24 protein-coding genes, 2 tRNA genes and 1 pseudogene are annotated in these 23,910 nt (G+C 62.4%); 16 read left to right on the top strand and 11 right to left on the bottom strand.

The window, feature by feature from the left end:
- Positions 1-100: 100 nt before the first annotated feature.
- Both GJR99_RS17605 and GJR99_RS07885 read left to right on the top strand, forming a co-directional pair.
- Positions 101-645, top strand: a pseudogene (locus GJR99_RS17605) (aldehyde ferredoxin oxidoreductase N-terminal domain-containing protein); the annotation flags it as partial.
- A gap of 18 nt (positions 646-663) precedes the next feature.
- Complete coding sequence (locus GJR99_RS07885) at positions 664-2,022, top strand: aldehyde ferredoxin oxidoreductase C-terminal domain-containing protein (RefSeq protein WP_255518311.1); 1,359 nt, start codon at positions 664-666, stop codon at positions 2,020-2,022.
- Positions 2,023-2,076: 54 nt separating this feature from the next.
- Here the strand turns inward: GJR99_RS07885 and GJR99_RS07890 are convergent, their stop codons facing one another.
- The gene (locus GJR99_RS07890) at positions 2,077-2,745 is read right to left on the bottom strand and encodes a hypothetical protein (protein ID WP_151110929.1); all 669 of its coding nucleotides are present in this window, start codon (positions 2,743-2,745) and stop codon (positions 2,077-2,079) included.
- A gap of 89 nt (positions 2,746-2,834) precedes the next feature.
- On the opposite strand from GJR99_RS07890, the gene GJR99_RS07895 reads away from it, so the two are divergent.
- From GJR99_RS07895 to GJR99_RS07905, 3 genes are all read left to right on the top strand, one after another.
- Complete coding sequence (locus tag GJR99_RS07895) at positions 2,835-3,302, top strand: TRAM domain-containing protein (RefSeq protein ID WP_151110931.1); 468 nt, start codon at positions 2,835-2,837, stop codon at positions 3,300-3,302.
- A gap of 76 nt (positions 3,303-3,378) precedes the next feature.
- The gene (locus GJR99_RS07900) at positions 3,379-3,873 is read left to right on the top strand and encodes a Tfx family DNA-binding protein (protein ID WP_151110933.1); all 495 of its coding nucleotides are present in this window, start codon (positions 3,379-3,381) and stop codon (positions 3,871-3,873) included.
- 47 nt (positions 3,874-3,920) lie between these two features.
- Positions 3,921-4,706, top strand: a complete 786-nt coding sequence (locus GJR99_RS07905; protein ID WP_151110935.1) for an SDR family oxidoreductase — start codon at positions 3,921-3,923, stop codon at positions 4,704-4,706.
- 37 nt (positions 4,707-4,743) lie between these two features.
- On the opposite strand, the gene GJR99_RS07910 is transcribed toward GJR99_RS07905, so the two are convergent.
- Positions 4,744-5,748, bottom strand: a complete 1,005-nt coding sequence (locus GJR99_RS07910) for a mannose-1-phosphate guanylyltransferase (RefSeq protein WP_151110937.1) — start codon at positions 5,746-5,748, stop codon at positions 4,744-4,746.
- A gap of 45 nt (positions 5,749-5,793) precedes the next feature.
- Entirely contained in the window at positions 5,794-6,078 is a 285-nt protein-coding gene (locus GJR99_RS07915; RefSeq protein WP_151110939.1) for a DUF7091 family protein, read from the bottom strand.
- 147 nt (positions 6,079-6,225) lie between these two features.
- Here GJR99_RS07915 and GJR99_RS07920 point away from each other — a divergent pair, with 147 nt between their 5' ends.
- From GJR99_RS07920 to GJR99_RS07930, 3 genes are all read left to right on the top strand, one after another.
- Complete coding sequence (locus GJR99_RS07920; protein ID WP_151110941.1) at positions 6,226-7,161, top strand: replication factor A; 936 nt, start codon at positions 6,226-6,228, stop codon at positions 7,159-7,161.
- Positions 7,162-7,752, top strand: a complete 591-nt coding sequence (locus GJR99_RS07925) for an RPA family protein (RefSeq protein WP_151110943.1) — start codon at positions 7,162-7,164, stop codon at positions 7,750-7,752. It abuts the gene before it with no gap.
- 150 nt (positions 7,753-7,902) lie between these two features.
- Positions 7,903-8,319 carry a ribbon-helix-helix protein, CopG family gene (locus tag GJR99_RS07930; RefSeq protein ID WP_151110945.1) on the top strand — a complete coding sequence of 139 codons (417 nt, stop codon included), beginning with the start codon at positions 7,903-7,905 and terminating at the stop codon, positions 8,317-8,319.
- 47 nt (positions 8,320-8,366) lie between these two features.
- On the opposite strand, the gene GJR99_RS07935 is transcribed toward GJR99_RS07930, so the two are convergent.
- Positions 8,367-8,828, bottom strand: a complete 462-nt coding sequence (locus GJR99_RS07935; protein ID WP_151110946.1) for a DUF5814 domain-containing protein — start codon at positions 8,826-8,828, stop codon at positions 8,367-8,369.
- Between the two features lie 96 nt (positions 8,829-8,924).
- Between GJR99_RS07935 and GJR99_RS07940 the strand changes: the two genes are divergently transcribed.
- Positions 8,925-9,566 carry an NADPH-dependent F420 reductase gene (locus tag GJR99_RS07940; protein WP_151110948.1) on the top strand — a complete coding sequence of 214 codons (642 nt, stop codon included), beginning with the start codon at positions 8,925-8,927 and terminating at the stop codon, positions 9,564-9,566.
- A gap of 83 nt (positions 9,567-9,649) precedes the next feature.
- Positions 9,650-9,722, top strand: a tRNA-His gene (locus GJR99_RS07945).
- A 223-nt stretch (positions 9,723-9,945) separates the two neighbouring features.
- On the opposite strand, the gene GJR99_RS07950 is transcribed toward GJR99_RS07945, so the two are convergent.
- Positions 9,946-10,377: a hypothetical protein gene (locus tag GJR99_RS07950; RefSeq protein ID WP_151110950.1), complete on the bottom strand. Its 432-nt coding sequence runs from the start codon at positions 10,375-10,377 to the stop codon at positions 9,946-9,948.
- A gap of 512 nt (positions 10,378-10,889) precedes the next feature.
- Here GJR99_RS07950 and GJR99_RS07955 point away from each other — a divergent pair.
- On the top strand, positions 10,890-11,663 hold the full coding sequence (locus tag GJR99_RS07955) for a competence/damage-inducible protein A (RefSeq protein WP_151110952.1): 774 nt from the start codon (positions 10,890-10,892) through the stop codon (positions 11,661-11,663).
- Here GJR99_RS07955 and GJR99_RS07960 read toward each other — a convergent pair.
- Entirely contained in the window at positions 11,660-12,832 is a 1,173-nt protein-coding gene (locus GJR99_RS07960; protein ID WP_151110954.1) for a CBS domain-containing protein, read from the bottom strand. The genes GJR99_RS07955 and GJR99_RS07960 overlap by 4 nt on opposite strands.
- A gap of 86 nt (positions 12,833-12,918) precedes the next feature.
- Between GJR99_RS07960 and GJR99_RS07965 the strand changes: the two genes are divergently transcribed.
- The 5 genes from GJR99_RS07965 (at position 12,919) to GJR99_RS07985 (ending at position 18,131) form a co-directional block, all read left to right on the top strand.
- Positions 12,919-13,299 (top strand): cupin domain-containing protein, encoded by a 381-nt coding sequence (locus GJR99_RS07965; RefSeq protein WP_151110956.1) that lies wholly within the window; start codon positions 12,919-12,921, stop codon positions 13,297-13,299.
- A gap of 86 nt (positions 13,300-13,385) precedes the next feature.
- The gene (locus GJR99_RS07970; protein WP_151110958.1) at positions 13,386-15,440 is read left to right on the top strand and encodes a DEAD/DEAH box helicase; all 2,055 of its coding nucleotides are present in this window, start codon (positions 13,386-13,388) and stop codon (positions 15,438-15,440) included.
- A gap of 118 nt (positions 15,441-15,558) precedes the next feature.
- On the top strand, positions 15,559-17,415 hold the full coding sequence (locus tag GJR99_RS07975; RefSeq protein WP_151110959.1) for an SLC13 family permease: 1,857 nt from the start codon (positions 15,559-15,561) through the stop codon (positions 17,413-17,415).
- A gap of 49 nt (positions 17,416-17,464) precedes the next feature.
- Positions 17,465-17,537, top strand: a tRNA-Pro gene (locus tag GJR99_RS07980).
- Between the two features lie 390 nt (positions 17,538-17,927).
- Complete coding sequence (locus GJR99_RS07985) at positions 17,928-18,131, top strand: HVO_0649 family zinc finger protein (protein ID WP_151110961.1); 204 nt, start codon at positions 17,928-17,930, stop codon at positions 18,129-18,131.
- 147 nt (positions 18,132-18,278) lie between these two features.
- On the opposite strand, the gene GJR99_RS07990 is transcribed toward GJR99_RS07985, so the two are convergent.
- The 5 genes from GJR99_RS07990 to GJR99_RS08010 all read right to left on the bottom strand — a co-directional run bounded on the left by GJR99_RS07990 (position 18,279) and on the right by GJR99_RS08010 (position 23,910).
- Positions 18,279-18,620: a hypothetical protein gene (locus GJR99_RS07990; protein ID WP_151110963.1), complete on the bottom strand. Its 342-nt coding sequence runs from the start codon at positions 18,618-18,620 to the stop codon at positions 18,279-18,281.
- 73 nt (positions 18,621-18,693) lie between these two features.
- Positions 18,694-19,281: a TorD/DmsD family molecular chaperone gene (locus GJR99_RS07995; protein WP_151110965.1), complete on the bottom strand. Its 588-nt coding sequence runs from the start codon at positions 19,279-19,281 to the stop codon at positions 18,694-18,696.
- On the bottom strand, positions 19,278-20,585 hold the full coding sequence (gene nrfD, locus GJR99_RS08000; RefSeq protein ID WP_151110967.1) for an NrfD/PsrC family molybdoenzyme membrane anchor subunit: 1,308 nt from the start codon (positions 20,583-20,585) through the stop codon (positions 19,278-19,280). Before nrfD ends, GJR99_RS07995 begins: the two co-directional genes overlap by 4 nt.
- The gene (locus GJR99_RS08005) at positions 20,585-21,418 is read right to left on the bottom strand and encodes a 4Fe-4S dicluster domain-containing protein (RefSeq protein ID WP_151110969.1); all 834 of its coding nucleotides are present in this window, start codon (positions 21,416-21,418) and stop codon (positions 20,585-20,587) included. Before GJR99_RS08005 ends, nrfD begins: the two co-directional genes overlap by 1 nt.
- A 2-nt stretch (positions 21,419-21,420) precedes the next feature.
- Positions 21,421-23,910 (bottom strand): molybdopterin-dependent oxidoreductase, encoded by a 2,490-nt coding sequence (locus tag GJR99_RS08010; RefSeq protein WP_151110971.1) that lies wholly within the window; start codon positions 23,908-23,910, stop codon positions 21,421-21,423.

Raw genomic sequence — 23,910 nt, forward strand, 5'->3', positions numbered from 1 at the left:
CTCTTCGAGGAGGGAACGTCAGCGCCTACATCGTCGCCGCCAGTCCCAAACGGCGGGTACGAACCGACGTTTCAAGCAGAGAGGCCGCGAAGCTACACCCATGACGGCCTGGAACAAGAAACTCGAAGTCGACCTCACCACCGGAGAGCATCGTGCGACCGAGCTATCGGACGAGTTCGTCCGCAAGTACCTCGGCGGGGCGGGGTTCACGTCCCGCGTCCTGTACGACGAGGTTGGTCCCGACGTGGACCCGCTGAGTCCGGAGAACGTGCTCGCGGTCGCCCCTGGGATTCTGGTCGGCCCCTCGGTGCCGACGGGTTCGAAGACGGCGTTCGGGTTCAAGTCGCCACTGACAGGAGGGTACGGCAAGTCGATGGTCGGCGCGAAACTCGGCGACCAGTTGCGCAACGCCGGCTACGACCTGCTCGTCGTTCGGGGGCCGCGGCCGAACCGTCGGTGCTCGTCATCGAGGACGACGACGTCCGCATCGAACCTGCCGACGACCTCTGGGGGATGGACACCTTCGAGGCCGGCAAAGCCATCAAGGAGCGCTACGAGGGGACGCGAACCGCCGTCATCGGGCCCGCCGGCGAGAACCGCTCGTCCATCTCGATGATAGAGTGCGAGGACCGCCAGGCCGGCCGTGGCGGCCCAGGTGCCGTCATGGGGTCGAAGAATCTCAAGGGCATCGCCGTCCGCGGCACCGGCAAGCCGCCCGTCGCCCGACCTGACGAACTCGAGGAACTGAACAGGAAGTGGCGACTGGAGACCACCGGCCGCGGCGACATCGAAATCACTGGAACGGGTGACGCCACCGTCGACGTCCAGTACGGGACCGGCGAGGCGTTCGACGCGAAGAACACCGAACTCGGCGTCTTCCCCACCCGCAACTGGCAGTCCGGCTACTTCGAGCGCGCCTACCAACGTCTCGAAGACCCCGACAACGACCGAGTCTCCCTCGACCCACGCTACTGGACCGAGGAGTACGTCGAGACCAAGCGACCGTGTCCCTACTGTACGAAGCCCTGTTCACAGTTCTTCGAGGCCGAGGACACACCGTACGGCGATATCGCCGTCGACGGCCCCGAGTACGAGACCCAGTACGCGCTGGGTGGCAACGTCGAAGTCGACGACATCGAGGCAGTCGCGAAAGCAAACGAAATCTGTGACCGCCTCGGTCTGGACGTCATCGACGCCGGCAACGCCATCGCCTGGGCGATGGAGGCCCACGAGAAGGGACTCATCGACGACGACACCGTCGACATCGACGCAGACTTCGAGTTCGGGAACGCGCAAGCCCTCCTCGAGACGCTAGAGTCCATCGCTCACGGCGAGGGTGCCCTCGGCGAGTTCCTGATGCACGGCCACGCCGCCGCCGCCAGACGTCTCGGCACGGGTGACGAGTTCGCCATCCACGTGAAGAACATGGCACCGGCCGGGTTCGAGGCTCGCGGTATCAAGGGCATGGCGCTCGCGTTCGGCGTCGCACCGCGCGGTGCCGACCACCTCACCTCGTGTCTGTACGCCCTCGAGATGGGCGGCAACTTCTGGGACTTCGAGAACTACGACCGCCTCCGTATGGACGGCAAGGCGCTGGCTCTCAAATCCATGGAGGACCTGATGATGGTGTACGACCAGACCGGCGTCTGCAAGTTCACCAGGGGCATCACACTCGAAGAAGGCGTCCGTGGCCTCGTCAACGCCGCCACTGGATTCGATTACAGCCGTTCGGAACTGCTCTCGGTGGGCGAGCGCGCTCACAATCTCGCCAGAGCGTTCAACGTCCGCGAAGGGTTCGACCGCGAGGACGACCTCATCCCCGAACGATTCACCGAACCGGTACCGAACGGGCCCAACGAGGGCGAGTTCATCGCTCTCGACGACTACGAGCGCGAACTCGACCGCTACTACGTCGCCCGTGGCTGGCGCACCGACGGCGTCCCGCTCCGTGGGACGCTCATGGACCTCGACCTCCCGGACGTCGCCGACGAAATCGGCGCCACCGGTGAGGTGACGGCCTGACAGTCTCTGTCTTACTCTTCCCCTGTCTTGCTCTTCTCTTGCTCCTGTCTTGCTTTATTTATCCCGCGCACGCGTGAGCGCGACGAACAGACTCGGCGCGAGTACGAGCGCCGCTGCCGCCGTGGTCGTCGGTCCGAGTGGGAGACGCATCGCGAGGCCGAACCACGCGACTGCGATGCCCAAAACCGCACCCGCGACGATACCGAGCCGTTGCTGTCGGTGCGTCGGTCGGAACCCACGGGCGTTGGCGTAGAGCGCCCCCGAGAGACCGACGACGAGTCCGAGGACTGCGCTGAGCGACCCCACGAGTGGGGCGAACGCGAGGAACACCGCACCGACAGCGGCGGCGGCCACGAGCGTCTGAGCAGGTGAGAGTGGGTTCACGTCGGCACCGAAGTGCGTCGCGTACGCGGCAGGTGGGAGAGCGACGAGCGTCGCTGCCAAGAGCGCCGGAACGAGACCGACTGACGGACGTTCGAGGAGTGCAGCAGCGAGTGTGACGACTCCGAGGGCGACACCGACGCCGAGGACGTATCTGGGTGGCAGTGCCGCTGACGGGTCGTCAGACCGGACGATACCGAACGCCGCGAAGGGGTAGCACGCGACGACGCCGAAGAGGAGCGGTCGGAACAGCGTCCCGGTGAGGACGGCAGCAGAGACAGTCGCAGAGAGTCCGAGAAAGACGCCGATGAGGAGAGCGAACTCGGGGACGCGTTCGGCCATGTCGCGGGGTTTGGCTCAGCGGAAGAAAGCGTTTCGGCGTGGAGGGCCTACCCGGAAGCGTTTAGAGTGCCCCTAGTGTAATTCCGCCCATGTCGGACTGTCCACTCGCGGACGAGTGCCCCAGTTTCTCGGAGCGAATCGCCGGGATGGGGTGTCAATACTACGGCGACCGTGGCGGTGCAGAGTGGTGTGACCACTACGAGCGGCCGATACGAGAACTGAAGCAGCAACCCGTCAAACCGGGGGAGGAAGTCGTCGTCACCGTCGAGGACATCCACGAGAGCGGTGCCGGTGTCGGTCGGACCGAAGACGGATTCATCGTCTTCATCGATGGCCTGCTCCCAGACGCGCGAGCAATCGTTCGAATCGACCAGGTCAAAGGAAGCCACGCTCGGGCGAAGAAAATCATCGAGCGCCTCCCATTCGAACCCGAAGACGAGGAGTCGGAGACCGAAACCAGCACAGGAGAGACGGAGCGCCCGTCGAAACGGTCCAAGCGCAAAGGCCCGAAGCGACCCGAAGCACTCGGAAGCCGAGACAACTTCTGGGGCGAGTGACGAACCCCCGTCGTCACGTTCCCGTGGACAGTCAGCCTGCTGTATCTTTTTTTCACCCCGGTGGCATAGGTCGAGTATGAGCGACGCCGGACACGACGACGAGGCGGTACCCGAGGTTGACGAACTGCTCGATACGGCGGGGTTCGACCCCGAGCGGAGCGTCCTCACCCGCCGACAAGCAGAGGTGCTGGCGCTCCGCGAGCAAGGTGTTCGACAGTCGACCATCGCAGACTATCTCGGCACCTCCCGAGCGAACGTCTCCAGTGTCGAAGCGAGCGCCCGTGCCAACGTCGAGAAAGCCCGCGAGACGGTCACCTTCGTGGACGCGCTCACGGCCCCCGTCCGTATCGAAGTTCCCATCGGGAGCGACCTCTACGACGTCCCGAAGCAGGTCTACGACGCCTGTGACGACGCGGGCGTGAAGGTGAATCAGACGGCCCCCGACCTGATGAAAATCGTCTCCGACGCCGCCGGAGAGGCAGTACAGGGTCGTGAAATCAAAGAACCACTCTTCGTCGGTGTCACTAGCGATGGACGCGTTCGCGTCCGTCGACACGCAGACCGTTCCTGACCGACCGGCCACGTACGTTTTTGCTCGCGGCCGTCGTCGCGTTTCGCATGGACCTCGGAATCGACGGAGACACGGCGATTGTGACGGCGAGTTCCGCCGGCCTCGGGCGTGCGAGCGCCGAGGCACTGGCCGACGAAGGCGCGAACGTCGTCATCTGTGGGCGTGACCCGGAGCGTCTCGCAGCGACGGAAGCAGCCCTGAGCGACCTCGATGGCGACGTGGTCGGCGTCGAGACGGACATCACGAGCAAGAAAGACCTAGAGACGCTCGTCGAGGCGACTGTCGACGAGTTCGGCGGCGTCGACCACGTCGTCACCTCCGCCGGTGGCGTGCCGCCAGGAGGGTTCGTCGACCTAACCGAGAAAGAGTGGTACGGCGCGTTCGACATGCTCGTGATGAGCGCCGTCTGGACCGTCAGAGCGGCCCGACCCCACCTGGAAGCGAGCGAGGCCGGAACCATCACCTGCATCACCTCGACGACGGTCCGGGAAGTCGTCGACGACCTCATCCTCTCGAACGCTGTTCGCCGCGGAGTCATCGGCCTCGTGAAGTCGCTCTCGCGCGAACTCGCACCGAGCGTTCGTGTGAACGCCGTCCTGCCGGGTGCACACGAGACGAGTCGTATCGAAGAACTGGTCGAAGCGGCGGTCGAACGCGGCGACCACGACACCTACGAAGAAGGCCTCGCCGCGTGGTCCGACGAGATTCCACTGAACCGCGTCGGTGACCCGCGCGAACTCGGCGACGTCGTCGCGTTCCTCGCAAGCGACCGCGCGAGTTTCGTCAACGGTGCGTGCGTCCCTGTCGATGGCGGGCGACTGCGGAGTGCCTGAAGAGCGTCTGAAGAACGAGAAAAACGGGACAGACCGGTTAGAACCGGTCTTCGTCTTTCAATCGCGCGACGACCTCGCGGACGCGCTGGGCCTCTGCTTTCGGCACGACGAGCACCTCGTCGTCCCACGAGACTACTGCGAGGTCAGAGACACCGACGAGCGAGACGTTCGCTCCGTCCGTGGCGACGACGTTGTCGCCGGCGTCGACGAACGTGGGGTCCCCGCCGAGCGAGACGTTGCCATCGCCGTCGGCGTCGAGGATGCGAGCGAGCGCGTCCCACGACCCTAAGTCGTCCCACTCGAAGTGGACGGGAACGACCACGGCGTCGGTTGCTCGCTCCATCACTGCGTAGTCGATGCTGACGGGGTCGACGGCCTCGAATCCGGCCTCTGAGTTACCATCGTCGAGCGCGTCCACCAGCGGTTCGAGCGGTGAGTCCCGTGCGGCCGAAAAGAGGGCGTCGGGCGTCCACGCGAACATCCCGGCGTTCCAGAGGTAGCCTTCGTCGACGTATCGCGTCGCCGACTCCTCGTCCGGTTTCTCGTGGAAGGCGACGAGGTCGCGGTAGTCGCCGTGTTCTGTGCCGGGTTCGATGTATCCATAGCCGGTATCGGGTCGAGCAGGGTCGACGCCGAAGGCGACGAGGGAGTCGGTGTCGGCGGCGACGCGAGCACCGCGGGCGATGGCCTCCGAAAAGCCGTCACCGACGTGGTGGTCGCTCGGGAGGACGACGACGATGGGGTCGTCGTATAGGTCTGTGATACGGTGGGTCGCGTAGACGAGTGCTGGACCGGTGTCTTTGGCCGCCGGTTCGACGACGACGTCGGCGTCGGGTGCGTGGTCGGCTATCTGGTCGGCGAACGCCGGGCGCGTCGAGACGACGACGTGGTCGGCAAAGTCGGCGCGGGAGACGGTCGCCGAGAGGAGTGACTGGGTACCGTCGAACGAGAGAAACTGCTTGGGTCGGGTGCTCCGACTCGCGGGGAAGAGACGCGTGCCGGTTCCACCGGCGAGGACGAGTGCGACGATTGGACGGTCCATACCACCGGGTCTCACTGCAGACTCAAAACTCACGCCGTCTCGGTGTCACCACGTCTCGACGATGCCCTCGCGGATGTCCTCGGCACACCCCTGACAGTCGGGGTGGTCCGGGTCGAAACACGCCGGACGGCCCTTCGCGTCGATGGCGACGGCGCGGCGTTCGGCGTGTCGCCGACAGACGATTTGTGCCCTGCCCTCGGCGTCTCGTGGAAGTGACTCGAACTCGTCCGACCGGGAGTGGCCGTCTCGATAGGCGCGTTTGACCTCCTCGTACCGCCGGCCAGCGGTGCGGGCGGCGCTTCGGATGATGCTTTCGAGGCGGTCGTCCATGCAAAGGGGTGTGTGCCCCGAGGCTATCAATTCCTCGCTCGGGAGGGTCTGTTCACTTTCACTCTGCCCTATGCAACTTTTTATATCAATACGGGTCCAACGTCGATATGCCTCCCAATGGAAACCAAGGTGGAGGCGAGGAAGACCATGACTGATTTGCGAACCCACGCAGCGGAGATAGCTGAACAGTTCTCGGACCATCTAGACGTGTCCACGGACGAGGTCGAAGAGCGACTCGAACGCCTCGTCAGCGAGTACCGCGTCCCAGTCGACGAAGCGCGCCGGAGCGTCGTCAACAGTTACCTCGACGACGCAGGTATCGAGCGCGACGAACTCGGCGGCGGCGCCGGCGGCAACGAACAGACCCTACTCAACGACATCGACCAGGACGAACAGTGGGTCGACGTGCGAGCGAAAGTCGTCGACCTCTGGGAACCCCGGAGCGACGCCATCGCACAGGTCGGCCTGCTCGGCGACGAATCCGGCCGGATGAAGTTCGTCTCCTTCACCACGTCCGAACTCCCCGAACTCGAAGAAGGGAAGTCGTACGCACTCGGGAACGTCGTCACCGACGAGTACCAGGGCAACTTCTCCGTGAAGCTCAACCGGACGACGAGCATCGCGGAACTCGACGAAGAGATCGAAGTCGGCGACGACTCGACTGCCGTCGAAGGCGCACTCGTGGACATCCAGTCCGGAAGCGGCCTCATCAAACGCTGTCCCGAGGAGGACTGCACGCGCGTCCTCCAGAACGGGCGGTGTTCCGAACACGGCAACGTCGAAGGCGAGTTCGACCTTCGCATCAAGGCCGTCTTGGACGACGGCGACGAGGTCCAAGAAGTCATCTTCAACCGGGAGATGACCGAGGAACTGACCGGCATCGAACTGGACGAAGCGAAGCAGATGGCCATGGACGCCCTCGACACCACCATCGTCGAAGAGGAGATGCGCGGTGACCTCGTCGGCTACTACTACCGCGTCACCGGCCCGACGTTCCGCCGGTACGTGCTCGCCAACGAAGTCGAGCGCCTGAGCGACCCGACAGATGCTGAAGAACTGCTCATCAAAGCGAGGTCGATGTAAATGAGTTCGAACGACATCCCAACCCGAGAGGTCGCCCGGCGCGTCTTCGCACAGGAGTTCAACGACGCCGGTTACACGTTCAAAGAGTCCGACGACGAGCGCGCGCCCGGCTACCTGCTGCTCCCGACGGGCGAGAGCGCGAACCGCGTCTTCCTCGTGGGAACCCTCACCGAGAAAGAAGACGTCGGCGAAGACAACGAGTACTGGCGTGGTCGCATCGTCGACCCGACGGGGACGTTCTTCGTCTACGCCGGCCAGTACCAACCCGAGGCCGCAAGCGCACTGCGTGACCTCGAAGCACCCGCGTACGTCGCCGTCGTCGGCAAACCGCGGACGTACGAGACGGACGACGGGAACATCAACGTCTCCGTCCGCCCCGAGTCCATCACCGAAGTCGACGCCGCGACGCGCGACCGCTGGGTGACCGAGACTGCCGACCGAACGCTCGAACGTATCGAGCAGTTCGACGACGAAGGCAACGAGTACGCGCGGATGGCCCGCGAACACTACGACCTCGACCCCGACGAGTACAAACGCGCCGCCATCGCGGCACTCGAAAGCCTCGAACAGGCCGACGAACTGAACGCGTAATCCGCCTCCACCGAGGCGACACACCCCGGCTCTCGTGCCGGAGTGACGAACGGTTTCCACCGTTTTACGCCCCGTGTTCCGCTTTTTCGACCCGCTGAGTCCCTCGTCTGACGAACCATTAAGTGTCCAGACTACAGAGCGAACAGTAACATGGGCAACAAGAATAAGACCATCTCGTTCCGCGTCAACGAAGACGCGTTCGAGACGCTTCGGGAGATCGCCGAAGAGCGGGACATCTCGCTGTCCGCCGTCTTCCGCGACTACGTGGACACGTTAGTTGCCCACGACGGTCAGGTGCAGGTCGTCCCGAAACACGAACTCGAGACACTCCGCGAAGGCGAGGACACGTCGTTCCCGCCGACTGTCGAGGTTCCGAAGAGCTTCATCCGCGAACACGAGCGCCTCGAACTGGAGGCCGACCACCTCCGCGAGCAACTCGAAGAGCACAAAAGCTACGTGAACTACCTCCGCGAACAACTCGAAAACGACCGCGACGACGTCGAAGAGGTCATCCAACTGGAGGACCTCGACACACCGGGCGAGGAACACTCGTTTCGACTTGGGTGACTAACGGCCCGTCCGAAACCCGTCGATTTCTCTCGTACCCCGCGTCGTTAGCGCGGGCCGACGAGGTCTTTCTTGGCTTGCCGTGCCTGTTGTTGCATCTCTCTGTCGCCTTCGACGTCCGCGAGTGCTTCGACCGACTCCAGCGTTCGGACCGAGTCGTCGAGGAACGACAGCACGTCGCCGGGGTAGGCGTACACCATGTACTCGTCGCTCATCACGTCCACGATGGCGTCGGGGCCGAGACCCTGTGCCCGAAGTTCGAGGAGGTAGTTGATGAACTTCCGTTCGGGGTAGCCGGTGTAGATGTCGTCTGAGTTCTCGCAGTCGAGGAAGTCCTCGGCGAAGTCGAGCAGTCGGTCACGGGTCGCGCCGTCGACCTTCGTCAGGCCTTCACCGGAGTAGAGGACTTCGAGTGTCGCCCCGCTGAAGACGCGCTTGGGGATGTTGGCGTCCAGTTGCGAGACGATTTGGCGGTGGTTTTTGAGATAGATTTTGTCCGTGATAGCCACGCGTAGACGTTCATTTGGCGTTGAGGAGCAAAAGATTCCCGCTCTCGTCGGGCGCTGGCACGTGGCTATATTTCTCCCGAGGCCGTAGGAGAGGAGATGGAAACGAGTCGTGTCGGTATTCTCGGGAGTGGAGACGTGGGGCAAGCACTCGGGCGGGGGTTCGCCCGCCACGGGTGGGACGTGATGCTCGGGACGCGAAGTCCCGACGAACTTCGAGCGTCGATAGGCGACCTTGCAAGCGTCGCTGTCGGCAGTTTCTCCGACGCAGCAGTACACGGCGACGTGGTCGTGCTCGCGGTTCTCGGTGACGCCGCAGAGACAGTCGTCGAGATGGCCGGCCCCGAGAACTTCGCGGAGAAACTCGTCTTCGACGCGACGAACCCGCTCGATTTCTCCTCCGGAGAGGTCCACCTCTCACTGGGTGGGACCGACTCACTCGGCGAGCGGATTCAGAACGCGCTCCCGGACGCGTCGGTGGTAAAGTGCTTCAACACCGTCTCGAACAGTCAGATGATAGACCCCGAGTTCGAGGAGGGGACGCCGCCGATGTTCATCTGCGGCAACGACGAGGAAGCCAAAGCACGGACAGAAGAGATTCTCGTGGAGTTGGGATGGCCCGGTGTGATGGACGTGGGCGACATCACAGCGGCTCGGTATCTGGAGGCGCTCGTGCCGCTTTGGGTGCGGGTCGGGTCGAATCTGGGGACGTGGAAGCACGCGTTCAAAGTGGTGCAGTAGGATGCAGGCTGTGAGGTACTGTCACTCCGGCCCCGTAGCGTAACGTATTTTAGTCGTAGCGGATTACAGATGGTTGCAGCGTGTCCGGGTTGGGGTAGTGGACTATCCTTCAGCCTTGTGGAGGCTGAGACGCGGGTTCAATTCTCGCACCTGGACCTCTTCTACAAATTTCGACCGGTGAGCGCCGCGTAGCGTGCGCAAACCCGTTCTCGAAATTTGATGTGAGGTGTGACTGCGAGATTGAACTCGGGAGCGACGCGAACGAAGTGAGCAGAGCGACCAAAGTTCAATTCTCGCACCTGGACCGTCTTCCGATTACAAACTACCAGATGGCCCAAGAGGCTGAGCGGGGATGTCCGGGGAGAAAGCAACAGTGAGGTTATTGCGATTCGAGCTTGGTGATTCGGTCTTCGAGAGATTCGAGCTGTGTGAAAATCTCGTCAAGAGAGACACGCGCCTCGCTGACTTTCTTACTCAATTCGTCCAACGTCACTGGGAGAGACAATTTCGATTTGTGGTTGTAGACGAACTCTCGACCACTGTCGGTTAGCAAATAGTGCTCGATTACGTCCCCTTCCAGCGTCATCTGACCATTCGTTGTTCTTGAGACGAAGTTGGCTCCACTTCGGCCCAGTTGCGTATCGATGCGTCTGAGAAGTTGCTCCTCAGACTCGGCACCGACTGGTTCTTGCATCTTTTTTGCAGTGGACGGCCCTTCAGTCAGCAGATACACCAACATTCGCTGAGACATTTCGTCAATTTCTGACTGAGATTCCCCAACTACTCCGGAGTCATAAATTATCGAAACCATACCACACGATATACACCATTTGATAAATTAGTTATTACCTTCAACTAATCGTCGGAACTCACACACGATACGTGGCCCAGAACGTTTCGACACCACCGAAGCAGACAGCGTGGCCGAAGCGACGTATTTCGTCAACGAGACGGTGATTCGGCAGACGTACTGGTAGCCGGCAGCGGGCAAGGGGCGTGATAAAAACCGAATCGCAGTCAGGCCGTGACTGCGGACCTCAGGATAGACGCTGAGGTCAGTTCTCTATCGTTCGTCTTCACCGCGTATTTCTGAACGAACCGTTCGGGTTCGTCTTCGTCCTCGGCTGCGGCCGAGGACTTACAGTGTACCCCGCCGCGCGGCAGACGATTGGTTAGGCATTTCTGATTCACCACCTCCATGGCATGGTAACATACCACATTATTGAGCATAGGCTTTGTGGGTCCGCGTACACCGGTCGCAGGAGTCGCCGAGAGGCTACCAAAACGAGTACGCCTTTCTCTCAGCAATGCGACCAGACAGCCATGAACGTCGCCATCCTCACCGTCGGCAACGAGCTCCTCGCGGGCGACATCGAGAACACGAACGCGACGTGGTTAGCCCGGCGACTCACCGAAGGTGGTGCGACAGTCGCACGAATCCAGACGGTCCCGGACGACCACGACGTCATCGCCGACGTCGTCGCGGAGTGGAGCGCCGCGTTCGACGCGGTCGTCGTAACCGGTGGGCTTGGAGGCACACCCGACGATATCACGATGGAGGCCGTCGCCGCCGGGTTGGACCGCGAGTTCGTCGTCGACGAAGCGGCGGCCGAACAGGTCGAGACGACCATCGCGGCGATTCTCGAACGCCGGCCAGACATCGACTTCGACCTCGACGTGGCGTGGTACGCCTCGATGCCAGCGGGTGCGGAAGTACTCCCGAACGACGACGGGTTAGCGCCTGGGTGTCGGGCGGGGAACGTCTACGTCCTGCCGGGAATTCCGGACGAGATGAAACCGATGTTCGACAGGATTTCCGAGCGGTTCGCCGGCGACAGAGTGTCGCGGGAGTTCTACGCCGACGCGCCGGAGGGTGCAGTGGCCCGTGAACTCGGTCTCGTCGCCGAGCGATTCGGCGTCGAAGTCGGTAGTTACCCGAATCGGGGTGGCCCGACGCGAATCAAACTCACCGGTGCCGACCCGGCCGTCCTCGACGACGCCGTCTCGTGGGTGTGGGAGCACGCGACGGCAGCTCTCTACGAGAGCGAGTCGGCGGTCGAACAGGCACGAAAAGAGACGGACGACGGGCGCAGTTAGCGAAGTTGCGGAAGGCCGCCTTCGTTGAGTGGCGTCGAATCGAGTGAGCCACGACTGCGGATGATGTTGAAGGCGGTCACGAGGTCAGACCGGGAGACGAGGCCGACGAATTCGCCCTGCTCGTCGACGACCGGGAGGCGGCCCACACTCCGTTCTTGCATGAGCGCAATGGCTTCCATCGCGTCCGCCGAGGGGTCGATCGTCGCGAGTTCGTCGCTCATGATATCTTCGACCCGGTAGGCGTCGCGTTCGACCTCTCTCACGCCACGGGCGTCGTCCAGGGTGACCATCCCGACGAGGTAGCCGTTCTGGAGGACTGGATAGCCGGTGTGTCGTTCGACGAACATCCGTTCGAGGAGTTCTGCGACGGTCGTTTCCACGTCGACGACGTCGAGATTCTCCCGAGTGGTCATGATGTCGTTGACGACGACGTCCTGGAAGGTCGCTTTGAGGACGGTTTGTTGGGCCTCGCCGGACGCACCCATGTAGATGAAGAACGCCAACGCGACCAGAAAGAGGTTGAAGAACAACCCGAAGATGCCGAGGAGGAAGGCGAACACCTTCCCGACTTCGGCGGCCATCTGCGTCGCCTTGGCGTGCGGTCGGGTCCGGGCGAGAAGCGCACGGAGGACTCGACCGCCGTCCATCGGGAATCCAGGGAGCATGTTGAACACGGCGAGCGAGATGTTCATCAGCGCGAGATAGCCGGTGACGAACTTCAAGGGTGCTTGCGACGCTGGAAGTGCGACGAACCCGGCGTAGGCGACGATTCCGATGGCGACAGAGACGAGTGGGCCAGCGACGGCGATGGTGAACTCCTGTTTCCAGTCTTCTGGAATCTCCTTGAAGCGGGCGACGCCACCAAAGAGCCACAGCGTAATGGACTCGATTTCGTAGCCGTAGCGCATGGCGACGAGTGAGTGGCCAAACTCGTGGAGGAGAACGCCACCGAACAAGCCAATCGCGGCCGCACTCCCGAGAATCCACTGCAGAGACCCGTCAGAGAGTGCGCTACCGTCTATCGACGCCCCAAAGAGGTTGTTGATGAGAACTGAGAGATTACCGATATCTGACCCGATGAGCCACGCGAAAAGCGGGAGAATGAGGAGGAACGTGAGGTCCAACCTAATCGGGATGCCGAAGGCGCTACCGATGCGGATTCCTCGCATACCAGTACTAGTCACGCGAGGGGCTTAAGTAGTCAGGCCAGTGCGAGGGGAGAAGGCTTACGCGGACCGGTGATGCACGGAGAGACATGAGCGATTCCCGACCGAAGCCAGTGGTAAAGCGCGGCGACGAAATCGACTACGAGGCAGTCGGTGCTGCCGACGGCATGTCGAAAGGCGTCCTCATCTCCGGTGACGACGGGGCACCCAACTTTGCGATTCGCCGGTTCGTCCTCGACGCGGGTGCCTCGGTTCCGAAACACACCAACGAAGTCGAACACGAACAGCACGTCCTCTCCGGCCGGTACGTCGTCGGCATCGACGGCGAGGAGTACGACGTCGAAGCGGGAGACTCGCTTTTCATCCCTGCGGGCGCCGTCCACTGGTACCGAAACGAGTCCGACGAAGAAGGCTCGTTCCTCTGTGCCGTCCCGAACGGTGACGACGCCATCGAACTCGTCGACGAGTAGCTCTCACGCGGAGGAGGCGAGACAGGGCACGACACACACGACCTGCAGGCGAATCCCTGAAATACCACGTCACCGTAGCAGGCACCGTGTCTAAACAGGTCACCCGCGTCGACACGCTCTTTCTCCACCAGGTGGACGACGACTATCTGGTCGTCGTCCAGCGGGATGGAAAGCGGGTGCTCCGCGGTAAACTCGAACTCAAAGAGACGAACGCGGGGCCCCGTCCGTTGCGATTCCTCGTCATCCGAAAGGGCGAAGAAACGCCACGAGACCCGAGCCAATTCGTCGAACTCGCACGGTCGGCCTCCCGAATTCGCATCTCACAACAGACCTCCACTCACGGCCGTGAGGAGCTCAAAGCGATGCTCGACGGCTACCAACTGGAGGCGCTCGTCGTGCGAACCTGCCGTCGCTGTTCGGCAAACGGTCGGTACGCACCCATCACCGACGAGACGGCCATCAAAGCCGAACACGAGTACGTCTGCCGCGACTGCGCCGTCAGCGAACTCGAACAGGAACTCTCCTTCGCCGGCGGCCTGACGAGAGCGGCCCAAGACCGCCTCGAAGAACTCCTCTACGAGACGCAGGACCTGACCCGAATCACGAACCTCTTGCAGGGCGAGTTAGACCCCGACCTGACGAAGTTCGACACCATCAGCGCGACGACCGAAGACGTGGATTTGGTCGACACCGCCGACCTCGATATCCATCCGAACCTGAAGTCGATGTTGACAGACCGGTTCGAGACGTTGCTCCCGGTCCAGAGTCTGGCCGTCCGAAACGGCGTCCTCGGCGGCGACGACCAACTGGTCGTCAGCGCCACCGCGACGGGGAAGACGCTCATCGGCGAACTCGCCGGTATCGACCGCATGCTGAAAGGGAAGGGAAAGATGCTCTTTCTCGTCCCCCTCGTCGCACTCGCCAACCAGAAACACGAGGACTTCGAGGAACGCTACGGCCACCTCGGGAAGGTCACCATCCGCGTCGGTGCGAGCCGAATCAACGACGACGGCAACCGGTTCGACCCGAACGCGGACGTCATCGTCGGCACCTACGAGGGTATCGACCACGCACTTCGGACGGGGAAGGACCTCGGTGACATCGGCACCGTCGTCATCGACGAGGTTCACACGCTGAAAGAAGAGGAACGAGGCCACCGCCTCGACGGCATGATTTCGCGGCTGAAATACTACTGCGAGAATCGCGCAAAGGGGCGCGACAATTACGACGGAGCGCAGTGGATTTACCTCTCGGCGACCGTCGGCAATCCGAAGTGGCTCGGTCAGAGCCTACAGGCGAAACTCATCGAGTACGAAGACCGACCGGTCCCAATCGAGCGACACGTCACCTTCGCCAACGGGCAGGAGAAACCCCGCATCGAGAATCGTCTCGTCAAACGGGCGTTCGACACGAAGTCCTCGAAAGGCTACCGTGGACAGACCATCATCTTCACCAACTCGCGACGGCGCTGTCACGAGATTTCCCGCAAGTTGGAGTACAACGCCGCCCCGTACCACGCCGGCCTCGACTACAAACGCCGGAAGCGCGTCGAACGGCAGTTCGCCAATCAAGACCTCGCGGCCGTCGTGACCACCGCCGCACTCGCCGCCGGTGTCGACTTCCCCGCGTCACAGGTCATCTTCGACACGCTGGCGATGGGTATCGAGTGGCTCTCTGTCCAGGAGTTCAGCCAGATGCTCGGCCGTGCCGGGCGACCGGACTACCACGACAGAGGGACCGTCTACCTACTCGTCGAACCCGACGCCGCCTACCACAACTCGATGGAGATGACCGAAGACGAAGTCGCGTTCAAACTCCTGAAAGGCGAGATGGAGGAGGTCAGAACGGTCTACGACGAGTCGTCGGCCGTCGAGGAGACGCTGGCGAACATCGTCGTCGCCGGCAAGAAAGCGAAGTCGCTCAACGACCGGATGCTCGGAGAGGTGCCGACGACCCACGCAGTCGGCAAACTGCTCGAATGGGACTTCATCGACGGCCTCGACCCGACGCCACTCGGGCTCGCCATCACGAGGCAGTTCCTCTCCCCGAAAGAAGCGTTCCGCATCCTCGACGGAATCCGAAACGGACTGTCGCCGTACGACATCGTCGCCGACCTCGAACTTGCCGAAGAAGGCCGGTAGCACGACGACGAAGGCCGGTAGCGCGAGGGTCACCGGCGTCGAGTGACCCCGAACAGTCGAGGAGAACAGACGTTCCGTATCCCTCACGCTTTTCGGGTGCCAGCGCGTCGGTGAGTCCGTGGTAGCGATAACGCCGTCAATCATCGTCGTCTTCGCCGTCATCCTCGTCGCATTACTGCTCTTTGCGACGGAACCGGTTCCGGTCGACGTGACGGCGATCGGCATCATGGTGACACTGATGCTGATTCAACCCGTCTCCGAAGCACTCGTCGGAGCGGGTCTGCTCGGCACGCCGATCGTCCTCTTCGAGTCGTATCCCGGCGACGCGCTCTCGGGGTTCGCCAACACGGCGACGCTGACAGTACTCGCGATGTTCATCCTGAGCGACGGCGTCCAGCGAACCGGCGTCATCCAGATACTCGGCGCGAAGATTTCCGCACTCACCGGCGACAGTGAGTTGAAGCAACTGAGCGCGACCGTCGGCCTCGTCGGCCCCATCTCCGGGTTCATCAACAACACCGCCGCCGTGGCGATTCTGTTACCGATGGTGACCGACCTCGCAGAACGTGGGCGAACGTCGCCGTCGAAACTCCTCTTGCCACTGTCGTACGCCTCGATGTTCGGCGGTATGTTGACGCTCATCGGAACCTCGACTAACATCCTCGCCAGCGACGTGTACTCGCGTATCACCGGCGAGGCGCCATTCTCGATGTTCGAGTTCACGACGCTCGGTGCCGTCGTCATGGTCGTCGGGACGGTCTACCTCATGACGGTCGGCCGCCGACTGACCCCGTCGCGCATCGAACCGCGACTCGACCTGACCGAGGAGTTCGAGATGGCGGAGTACCTGACCGAAGTGGTCGTGCGGAAGGATTCACCCCTCGTCGGCCAGCAGGTCCAAGAAGCACTCGTGGAGACGGAGTTCGACGTCGACCTGCTCCAGTTGATTCGCGGCGACAGCGTCTTCCTCGAACCGCTCGGGCCGAAGGAGATTCAAGCCGGCGACGTGTTCACCGTCAGAACCGACCGCAACACGCTGGTCGAACTGCTCGACGTCGAGGGACTGGACCTCGTCCCGGTCACCGTCACCGAAGACGAACTCGAAATCGCGAGCGAAGGCCAGAACCTCGTCGAAGTGGTCATCGCACCGGGGTCGTCGCTCGTCGGCGAGTCGCTCGCGACGGCGAGTTTCCGCCAGCGATACAGCGCGACCGTTCTCGCCCTCCGCCGTGGTGGAGAACTCATCCGCCGCCGGATGGACAACCTCCCACTCCGAGTCGGTGACACGTTGCTCGTGCAGGCGACGGTCGATAGTATCGAGCGCCTCGACACCAATCGGGACTTCATCGTCGCACAGGAGATCGAGCGCCACGACTACCGTGAATCGAAGATTCCAGTCGCCGTCGGTATCGTCGCGGGCGTCGTCGGGTTGGCAGCACTCGACTTCGTACCCATCGTCGTCTCGGCGTTGCTCGGGTCGCTGGCGATGGTCGCGACGAGGTGTCTCCGGCCGACCGAACTGTACGACGCCGTCCAGTGGGACGTCATCTTCCTCCTCGCCGGCGTCATCCCACTGGGTATCGCGATGGAGAACTCGGGGGCGGCCGAACTCCTCGCAGAGATGGTCGTGATGAGTGGCGAGGTTCTGCCGCTTCTCGCCGTCTTGGGCGTCTTCTACTTCGTGACCGCCCTGTTGACGAACGTCATCTCGAACAACGCGAGTGTCGTCCTCATGATTCCCGTCGCCATCGAAGCGGCGACGACGCTGGGGGCGTCGCCCTTCTCGTTCGTCCTCGCGGTCATGTTCGCGGCGTCGACGGCGTTCATGACTCCTGTTGGCTACCAGACGAACCTGTTCGTCTACGGTCCGGGCGGGTACAAGTTCACGGACTATATTCGCGTTGGCGGCCCGCTACAGTTAGTTCTCGGCATCGTGACTACGTTGGGCGTGGCGTATTTCTTCCCGCTCACCTGACGAATCAGAACGAAACCCTTTACATTGGGACGAAAAGAGATGTATATGCGGGACCGTGGGTTAGCCTGGTATACTTCGGGCCTTGGGTGCCCGTGACCCCGGTTCAAATCCGGGCGGTCCCATTTTGGCGCGAACTCAACCACCGAGCACCGCGTAGCGTGTGCGAGAGACACCGAGTTCGTGGTGTATGGACGAAAGACGGATTTGAACCCGACGAGACCGAACGAAGTGAGGTCTCGGCACGGTTCACACGAGCGAAGCGAGTGTGAGCAGGTGAGACGAGTCTCACCGGGTTCCAAATCCGACCGACCCACTTCTCCAAAGCGACGATGAGAGACGAGCGTCTTCCACCCTCGGTCGAATCTCCGTCTTCACGTCGAACGAAAAGAAGGGTCACATCCAGGCAGGGTGAGAGAAATCCGATTCGCATTTCGAGCATATACTTTTCGACAGATTTCGTCTCGGCAGAATCTGTAGAGCGTATTTTTTCCACGTAACGACGAGTACAGAGCATGGCGCAAGATACGAGTCGGTCGCCAATGGAACGGCTCAAATCCTACTACGACCACGAAGAACTCGTCTGTACCGAGTGTGGCTACGAAGACGAGTCGGGAGGTTGGAAAAGTGAGACGAACGGTCGTGAGGTTCACTACCACCACGAGTGCCCCAGTTGTGGGGCGGTCAGAGAACACTCACTGAAACTCGCTACAGAGTGACGACGGTGCGCCAGTCGAGACGTGTTTTTCTTCGCGAGTAGCCACGAGCACCAGTTGCAGTTACGTGACGAACGTGTGCGACAAGGCGGTGAGCACCGGGGTCGAAAAAAATTCGGCTGTGAGGAGACTCGCGTGGCAATCGTCCGACTACGACAGGAGGCCGCTGTCGGTCGGCGGCGTGAGCGAGATTGGTGTCGGTTCCCAGAGGCACGCGTCGAGTCCGTTCGTCAGCGTCCTGAGTTCGAGGAGGTGCCGTTGGTGTGCCTGTGAGTCGACGAACGTTAGCCAGTCCGCCAACGTCTCGAACTCGAGCAGAAGTCGAACGTCAGGACAGTCGACCGCCAGACTCTGCTCGCTGTGGAATCCACAGACAGTCTCGCTCGACATCCACGCAACCGTCGTCGTAGAGAGCCACGCCTCGTACTCCTCGCGGTAGTCGTCGCGGACGTCGTAGGTGACTTCGAACACGTATCGTTCGGTGTGAATCATGGCGAGGGAGTGGTACCGGAGGGAGTCGGTAGTCGAGACCTGACGGGAGACAGCGGCCGATGGACCGGGCGGCCTACTGTCGTATCACCTCACGAGTCGTCGCCGCCAGCGACGCGTAAAACGCCTCACGCGTCTCGTTTTCGACCAGCGTCAGGAACTCAGCAGCCCACACACGGAGATGTTCGTCGAGGAACTGCTCGAGTCGCTCGTCGAGCCCCTTCTCTGCGAGGTGGGCAGCGAACTCCAGTTCGGTCGCGATGTGGTCCGGGAGGTCCGTGTGGTCCGACGACGGAGCGACACCGAACTCCGCGTACCAGCGGCGGACGGCCATCGTCGCCGGACCGTTGACCGGACCGAACTCGTCGGGAGCGTCTGCGTCGCGGTAGACGCTCTCGTAGGGGGGACACGGTGGTCCCACCGGCCCGATGAACAGCCGAGTGTACTCGGCGCGGAGGTCGTGGTAGTCGACCGCACCGACGTCGCCGACCACAGACGATAGCGCTCCGGCAGTGGCCGTCTCGGCTACTCGTTCGGTCGGTTCCCGCCAGCACGTGGCGAGGACTGCGTAGGTCGTCGCGACGTCCGACTGAGTCGAGTCGTCTTCGGCAGTCGAAACTGACGACTGCTCGCCGTCTGTCTCGGGGGCTACCTTTCCAGTCATGGTTGGTCCTGGTTGCCACCGTCAGTTGCGTACGCCTGCCGTTCGTCGACTCGCTGAATCGGGACGTACTTCAGTCCGAGCGTGACGACGAGCGCACCGAACGCGACGATACCGAGCGTGATCGCCACCTCGACGAGGGTCGGCGTGTAGGACCCGGCCGTCGCCCAGATGTCGGTCGTGATGCCCGAGTACGACCCACCGAGCGAGATACCCGGTGCGGCGTCGATGTTGGCGACTTCGTAGCCGGTGAACACCAGTCGGATTCCCTCGAACATCGTCCCGAACACTGCCAGCACACTCGCGGTGAAGATGACCGGGACGCGCTCTCGCAGCGATGGAATCACCAGCAAGCCGAGCGGGATGGCACCGCCGACGATAGTCCACAGCCAGAAGTACGGCGTCTCACCGATGAGGAAGCTGTTGGTAATCGCCCAGAACCCGAAGTGTTCGGCCCACGCGTGCGGGAGGCGCTCTGCGGCGAGCAGGTACACCACGTGGAACGCGAGGAAGATACCGAGTATCTTGCCGAGACTCGTGAGTTCCTCGCGGTCGACTTCGTAGTTGGTAAAGCGGTCTGCGAGCACCGCCACGACGAGGAGCAACCCGAGACCGGAGACGAGCGCTTTCGCGATGAAGACCGGTGCGACGAGCGGGCTGAACCAGCTTCCGCGGCCGATTTGCGTCGCGAAGATCCACCCAGTCACCGAGTGGAGTGCGACTGCCGTCGGCAGTGCGAACGTGGCGGTCCAGAACATGAGCGTGCGGTCACGCTCACGACCGGACGCGCTGTCTTCGACGCCGAACGCCAGTGGCGACCCTCGGGCGGCCAAGTCGCGGCGCGTCAGGAGCCACAGATACCAGACGTTCAGCATGCCGTACAGCATGACGATACCGAAGTCCCACACCATCGGTGACCGGAAGTCAGGCGAGGTGAAGAACTGGTAGAGTCGCTCCGGGCGGCCGATGTCCGGCAGGATGAGGAGCCCTGCGACGGTGATACACGCGAGACTCACGAGGACACCGAGTCTGGCGAACCCTTCGTATCGGTGCGAGTGGAAGAACTTCGGTGCACTCGAGATGATGAGCCCACCCGCCGAGAGACCGACGAACAGGACGAACATCATGATGTACAGCCCCCACGAGAACACGTTGCGCATTCCCGTGGCGATGAGGCCCGTACTGAGCTGGTAGCCCCACGCGGCCACACCGATGACCATCAGGACGCCGAGCAGTCCGAGCCACAGTTTCCCCTTCGTGTTGAACGAGGGAATTGCAATCCGCGCGGTGTGTTCTTTGACCGTCATCAGTCGTCACCTCCCGCATCCACAGAGGGGACGTGTGGCACCGCACCGTCGTCGATCGAGTGGATACCGCCAGTCGACGACCCGGTGGCGCCTCCACCGCCGGCTTCGGCAGGCACGTCGTCGGTGCCGTCGGACCACACATCGACGTCGTCGAGTTCGCTCTCGAGTTTGTCCGACGTCTGTGGTCGACCCGGACTCATCTTGCCGCTGATGTAGTACGTCTTCGGCTTCGTGCCCCGGTCTTCGAGCAGTTGGTGCGTCTCGTACTGGTTGATGTACTTCGAGACGGTGCTGGCCTCGTCGTCGAGGTCACCGAAGATACGGGCGTCTGCCGGACAGTTCACCACACAGGCCGGGTCGAGTCCTTCGTCGACTCGGTGGCTACAGAACGTACACTTCTCGACGACACCCTGCGGACGAGCAGACACGTCGCCGGTCCCTTGTTCGGGCATGTGGTCGGGTTCGTCCCAGTTGAACACCCGTGCGTTGTACGGACACGCCGCCATACAGTAGCGACACCCGATACATTTGTCGTAGTCGATTTCGACGATACCGTCCTCTCGGGTGTAGGTCGCGTTGACTGGACAGACCTTCACACAGGGTGCGTTCTCACAGTGCTGACACGCAGTCGGTTGGTACTGCATGTCCAGCGACCCGCTTCCGCCGTCTTCGGGGTAGCCACCGCATGGGGTGTCGATCTTGTCGCCGCCCTCCGTGAGGACGCGGTTCCAGAACTGCCCCATCGGGACGTTGTTCTCCTGCTTACAGGAGATGGCGCAGGCGTGACAGCCAATACACCGCTCCTGGTCGATTACTAAGCCGTAGTTCGTCATTATCAGTCACCTCCTGTCCGCGGAGCCTCAGCAGCTGCTCCGCGTGGGTTGTTTCCTTCGTACATCTCGGCGTCGACGTCGGGTGCCGGTTCGACCTCGACGCGGACGTCGTAGAACGCCATCGTCTGGCCGACCTCGCTGACCTCGTTGTGGGTCAGGTCGTTGTGGTGGCCCCTGACGTAGTCACGAGACCACCACCCCTGGTCGGTGTTGACCAGACCGGGCTGGAACGCCTCGTTGTACTTCGCTTTGACGACCATCTCACCGCGTTCGTTGTAGACACGGACGTAGTCGCCGTCGCCGATACCGCGGGCCTTCGCGTCCCGCGGGTGGATGTCCAACTGCGGTTCTGGGTTGACTTCGCGCACCCAGTTCACCATCTCGTACTGCGAGTGGATGCGGAACCTGCTGTGTTTCTGCATGAACATCAGCGGGAACTGGTCTGCCTTCTCGTAGTCGTCGGCCGTCCGGTCTTCGACCGGGCGCGGCAGGTCGAACGAGACGCCCTTCTCACTCGGTGGGTCCTCGTTGTACAGTTCGAGACGACCAGTCTGCGTCGGGAACGCGTCGGTGTACTTGATGACCGAGACGCTCTGTTTCCGCTGGGTTCCCTGTTCGAAGATGGTCTCGAAGTCGATGTCGTCGTCTCTGCTGACGAGTTCGCGGAGCATCTCGCGCTTCGTCTCGGGGAACCGGTCACCGTAGCCGAGGCGCTCTGCGATGCCGCGAATCGCGTAGTAGTCGTCTTTCGACTCCCAGAGCGGTTCTTGGACCTTGTGCCGGTAGCCGAGGTGCGGGTGTGAACCCCATCCCGAGGCGATGTCCTCCTGTTCGAACCAGTGTGGCACGGGGAGGATGATGTCGGCGTGTTGGACCGTGTCTGTGTGGTGCATGTCCGCGACCACGTACATCTCGAGGCTCTCGATGGCCTTCTTGAACTTCTTGCGGTCGGGGAACTGGTTCCCCATCATGTTCGACTCGATGGAGTAGACGGCTCTGACCTTGTGCGGGTCGCCGTCTAACATCGAGGCGGGGTAGTCGGGGAAGTACATCTTCGGCCCAGGGTTCGACCCCTCGGGTGCAGCCCAGTCGCCGGCGCTGAGCACCGTCCCACCGGAGTGGTGGGCGTGGATGTTCCCGCTGCGGCCGTAGTCGCCCGTCAGCGCCATCAAGATGGCGTACGCCTGTCCGAAGATGTGGCCGTGGGTGTACCGGCCGAGTGCGTAACTCGGTGCGATGCCACCGGGGCCACGGGTCGCAAGCCAACGCGCCGCAGTCCGGATGTTCTGCGCTTTGACACCGGTCTTCTCTGCAATCTTCTCGGGTGCGTACTTCGCTGCGTGCTCTCTGAGCGTCGTCAGCGCGGTCACGTACTCGACACCGTCGATGGTGTACTCGCCGAAGAGGGCGTACGCACCGCCCGTCTCGGGTTCGAGTGCGACCGGTTCTTCGGTCCCCTGCTCGATGGCGACGACCTGGTCTTCGCTGCCGTCTTCGAAGACCTGGTTCGCGCGGAGCACCTCGCCGGTGTCTTTGTTAATCAGTGCGGGCGCAGTCGTCCGGCTCCGGACGAAGTCGGTGTCGTAGGTCCCTTCTTCGAAGACCGTGTGCATCATCGCGAGCGCGAGATACACGTCTTTGCCAGGCTTGACGGGAAGCCACAGGTCGGCTTTCGCCGCCGTCGTCGTGTACACCGGGTCGACGACGACGAGTTTCGCCCCGTTTTCGACCGCGTCGAGAATCTTCGAGGCGTCCATCTGGAACTGGCTGGAGAAGATGTCGGACCCCCAGACGATGATGGTGTTCGCGTTCTCCCAGTCTTCGGCCTCGTTGGTCGGCGGGAGGAAGAAGCCGACGCCAGTGACCCGGTTGAACCCACGGCCGACGTTCGCGTCGATACCCCATCCCGACTGGGTCGCACCGAACAGCGAGGCCAGTCGGTTGAACGACTTGCCCGTCTGTCCGTAGTTACCCGACCCCTCGTGGAAGAGGACGCTCTCTGCGCCGTGTTCCGATTTCAGCGACTGCATCTTGCCGGCGACGAGGTCCAGTGCCTCGTCCCACTCGATGCGTTCGAACTCGGCGTCCGGACCCCGTCCGGCCCCGTTGGGGTCGTCCGGCGACCAGTCCGTCCGTTTCATCGGATACTTCAGCCGCGTCGGGTCGTAGACGCGCTGGGTGTGCGACAGTCCGAGGACACACGCACGTTTGTACCGTTCGTCTTCTGGCGGGTGTGGTTCGATTTTCTTTACTTGACCGTCACGAACGTGGACGTCGATGGGACATTTCCCACGACAGTTGGGCGAACAGACGGTCTGAATCACTTCGTTCTGGCCGACGAAACTGTCGACGCCTGGGTTCTGCTTCGACGCCGGGTCGTCACCAGTCTCGACGAGTGTCTTGCCGAAGCCGCTGCCACCAAGCCCGAGCGCAGCAGCAGCACCGCCGGCTTTCAACACGTCACGTCGATGCACGCCGTCTCCGTTACTCAT

It is taken from the genome of Haloferax marinum (genome assembly GCF_009674625.1).
Lineage (GTDB): Archaea > Halobacteriota > Halobacteria > Halobacteriales > Haloferacaceae > Haloferax > Haloferax marinum.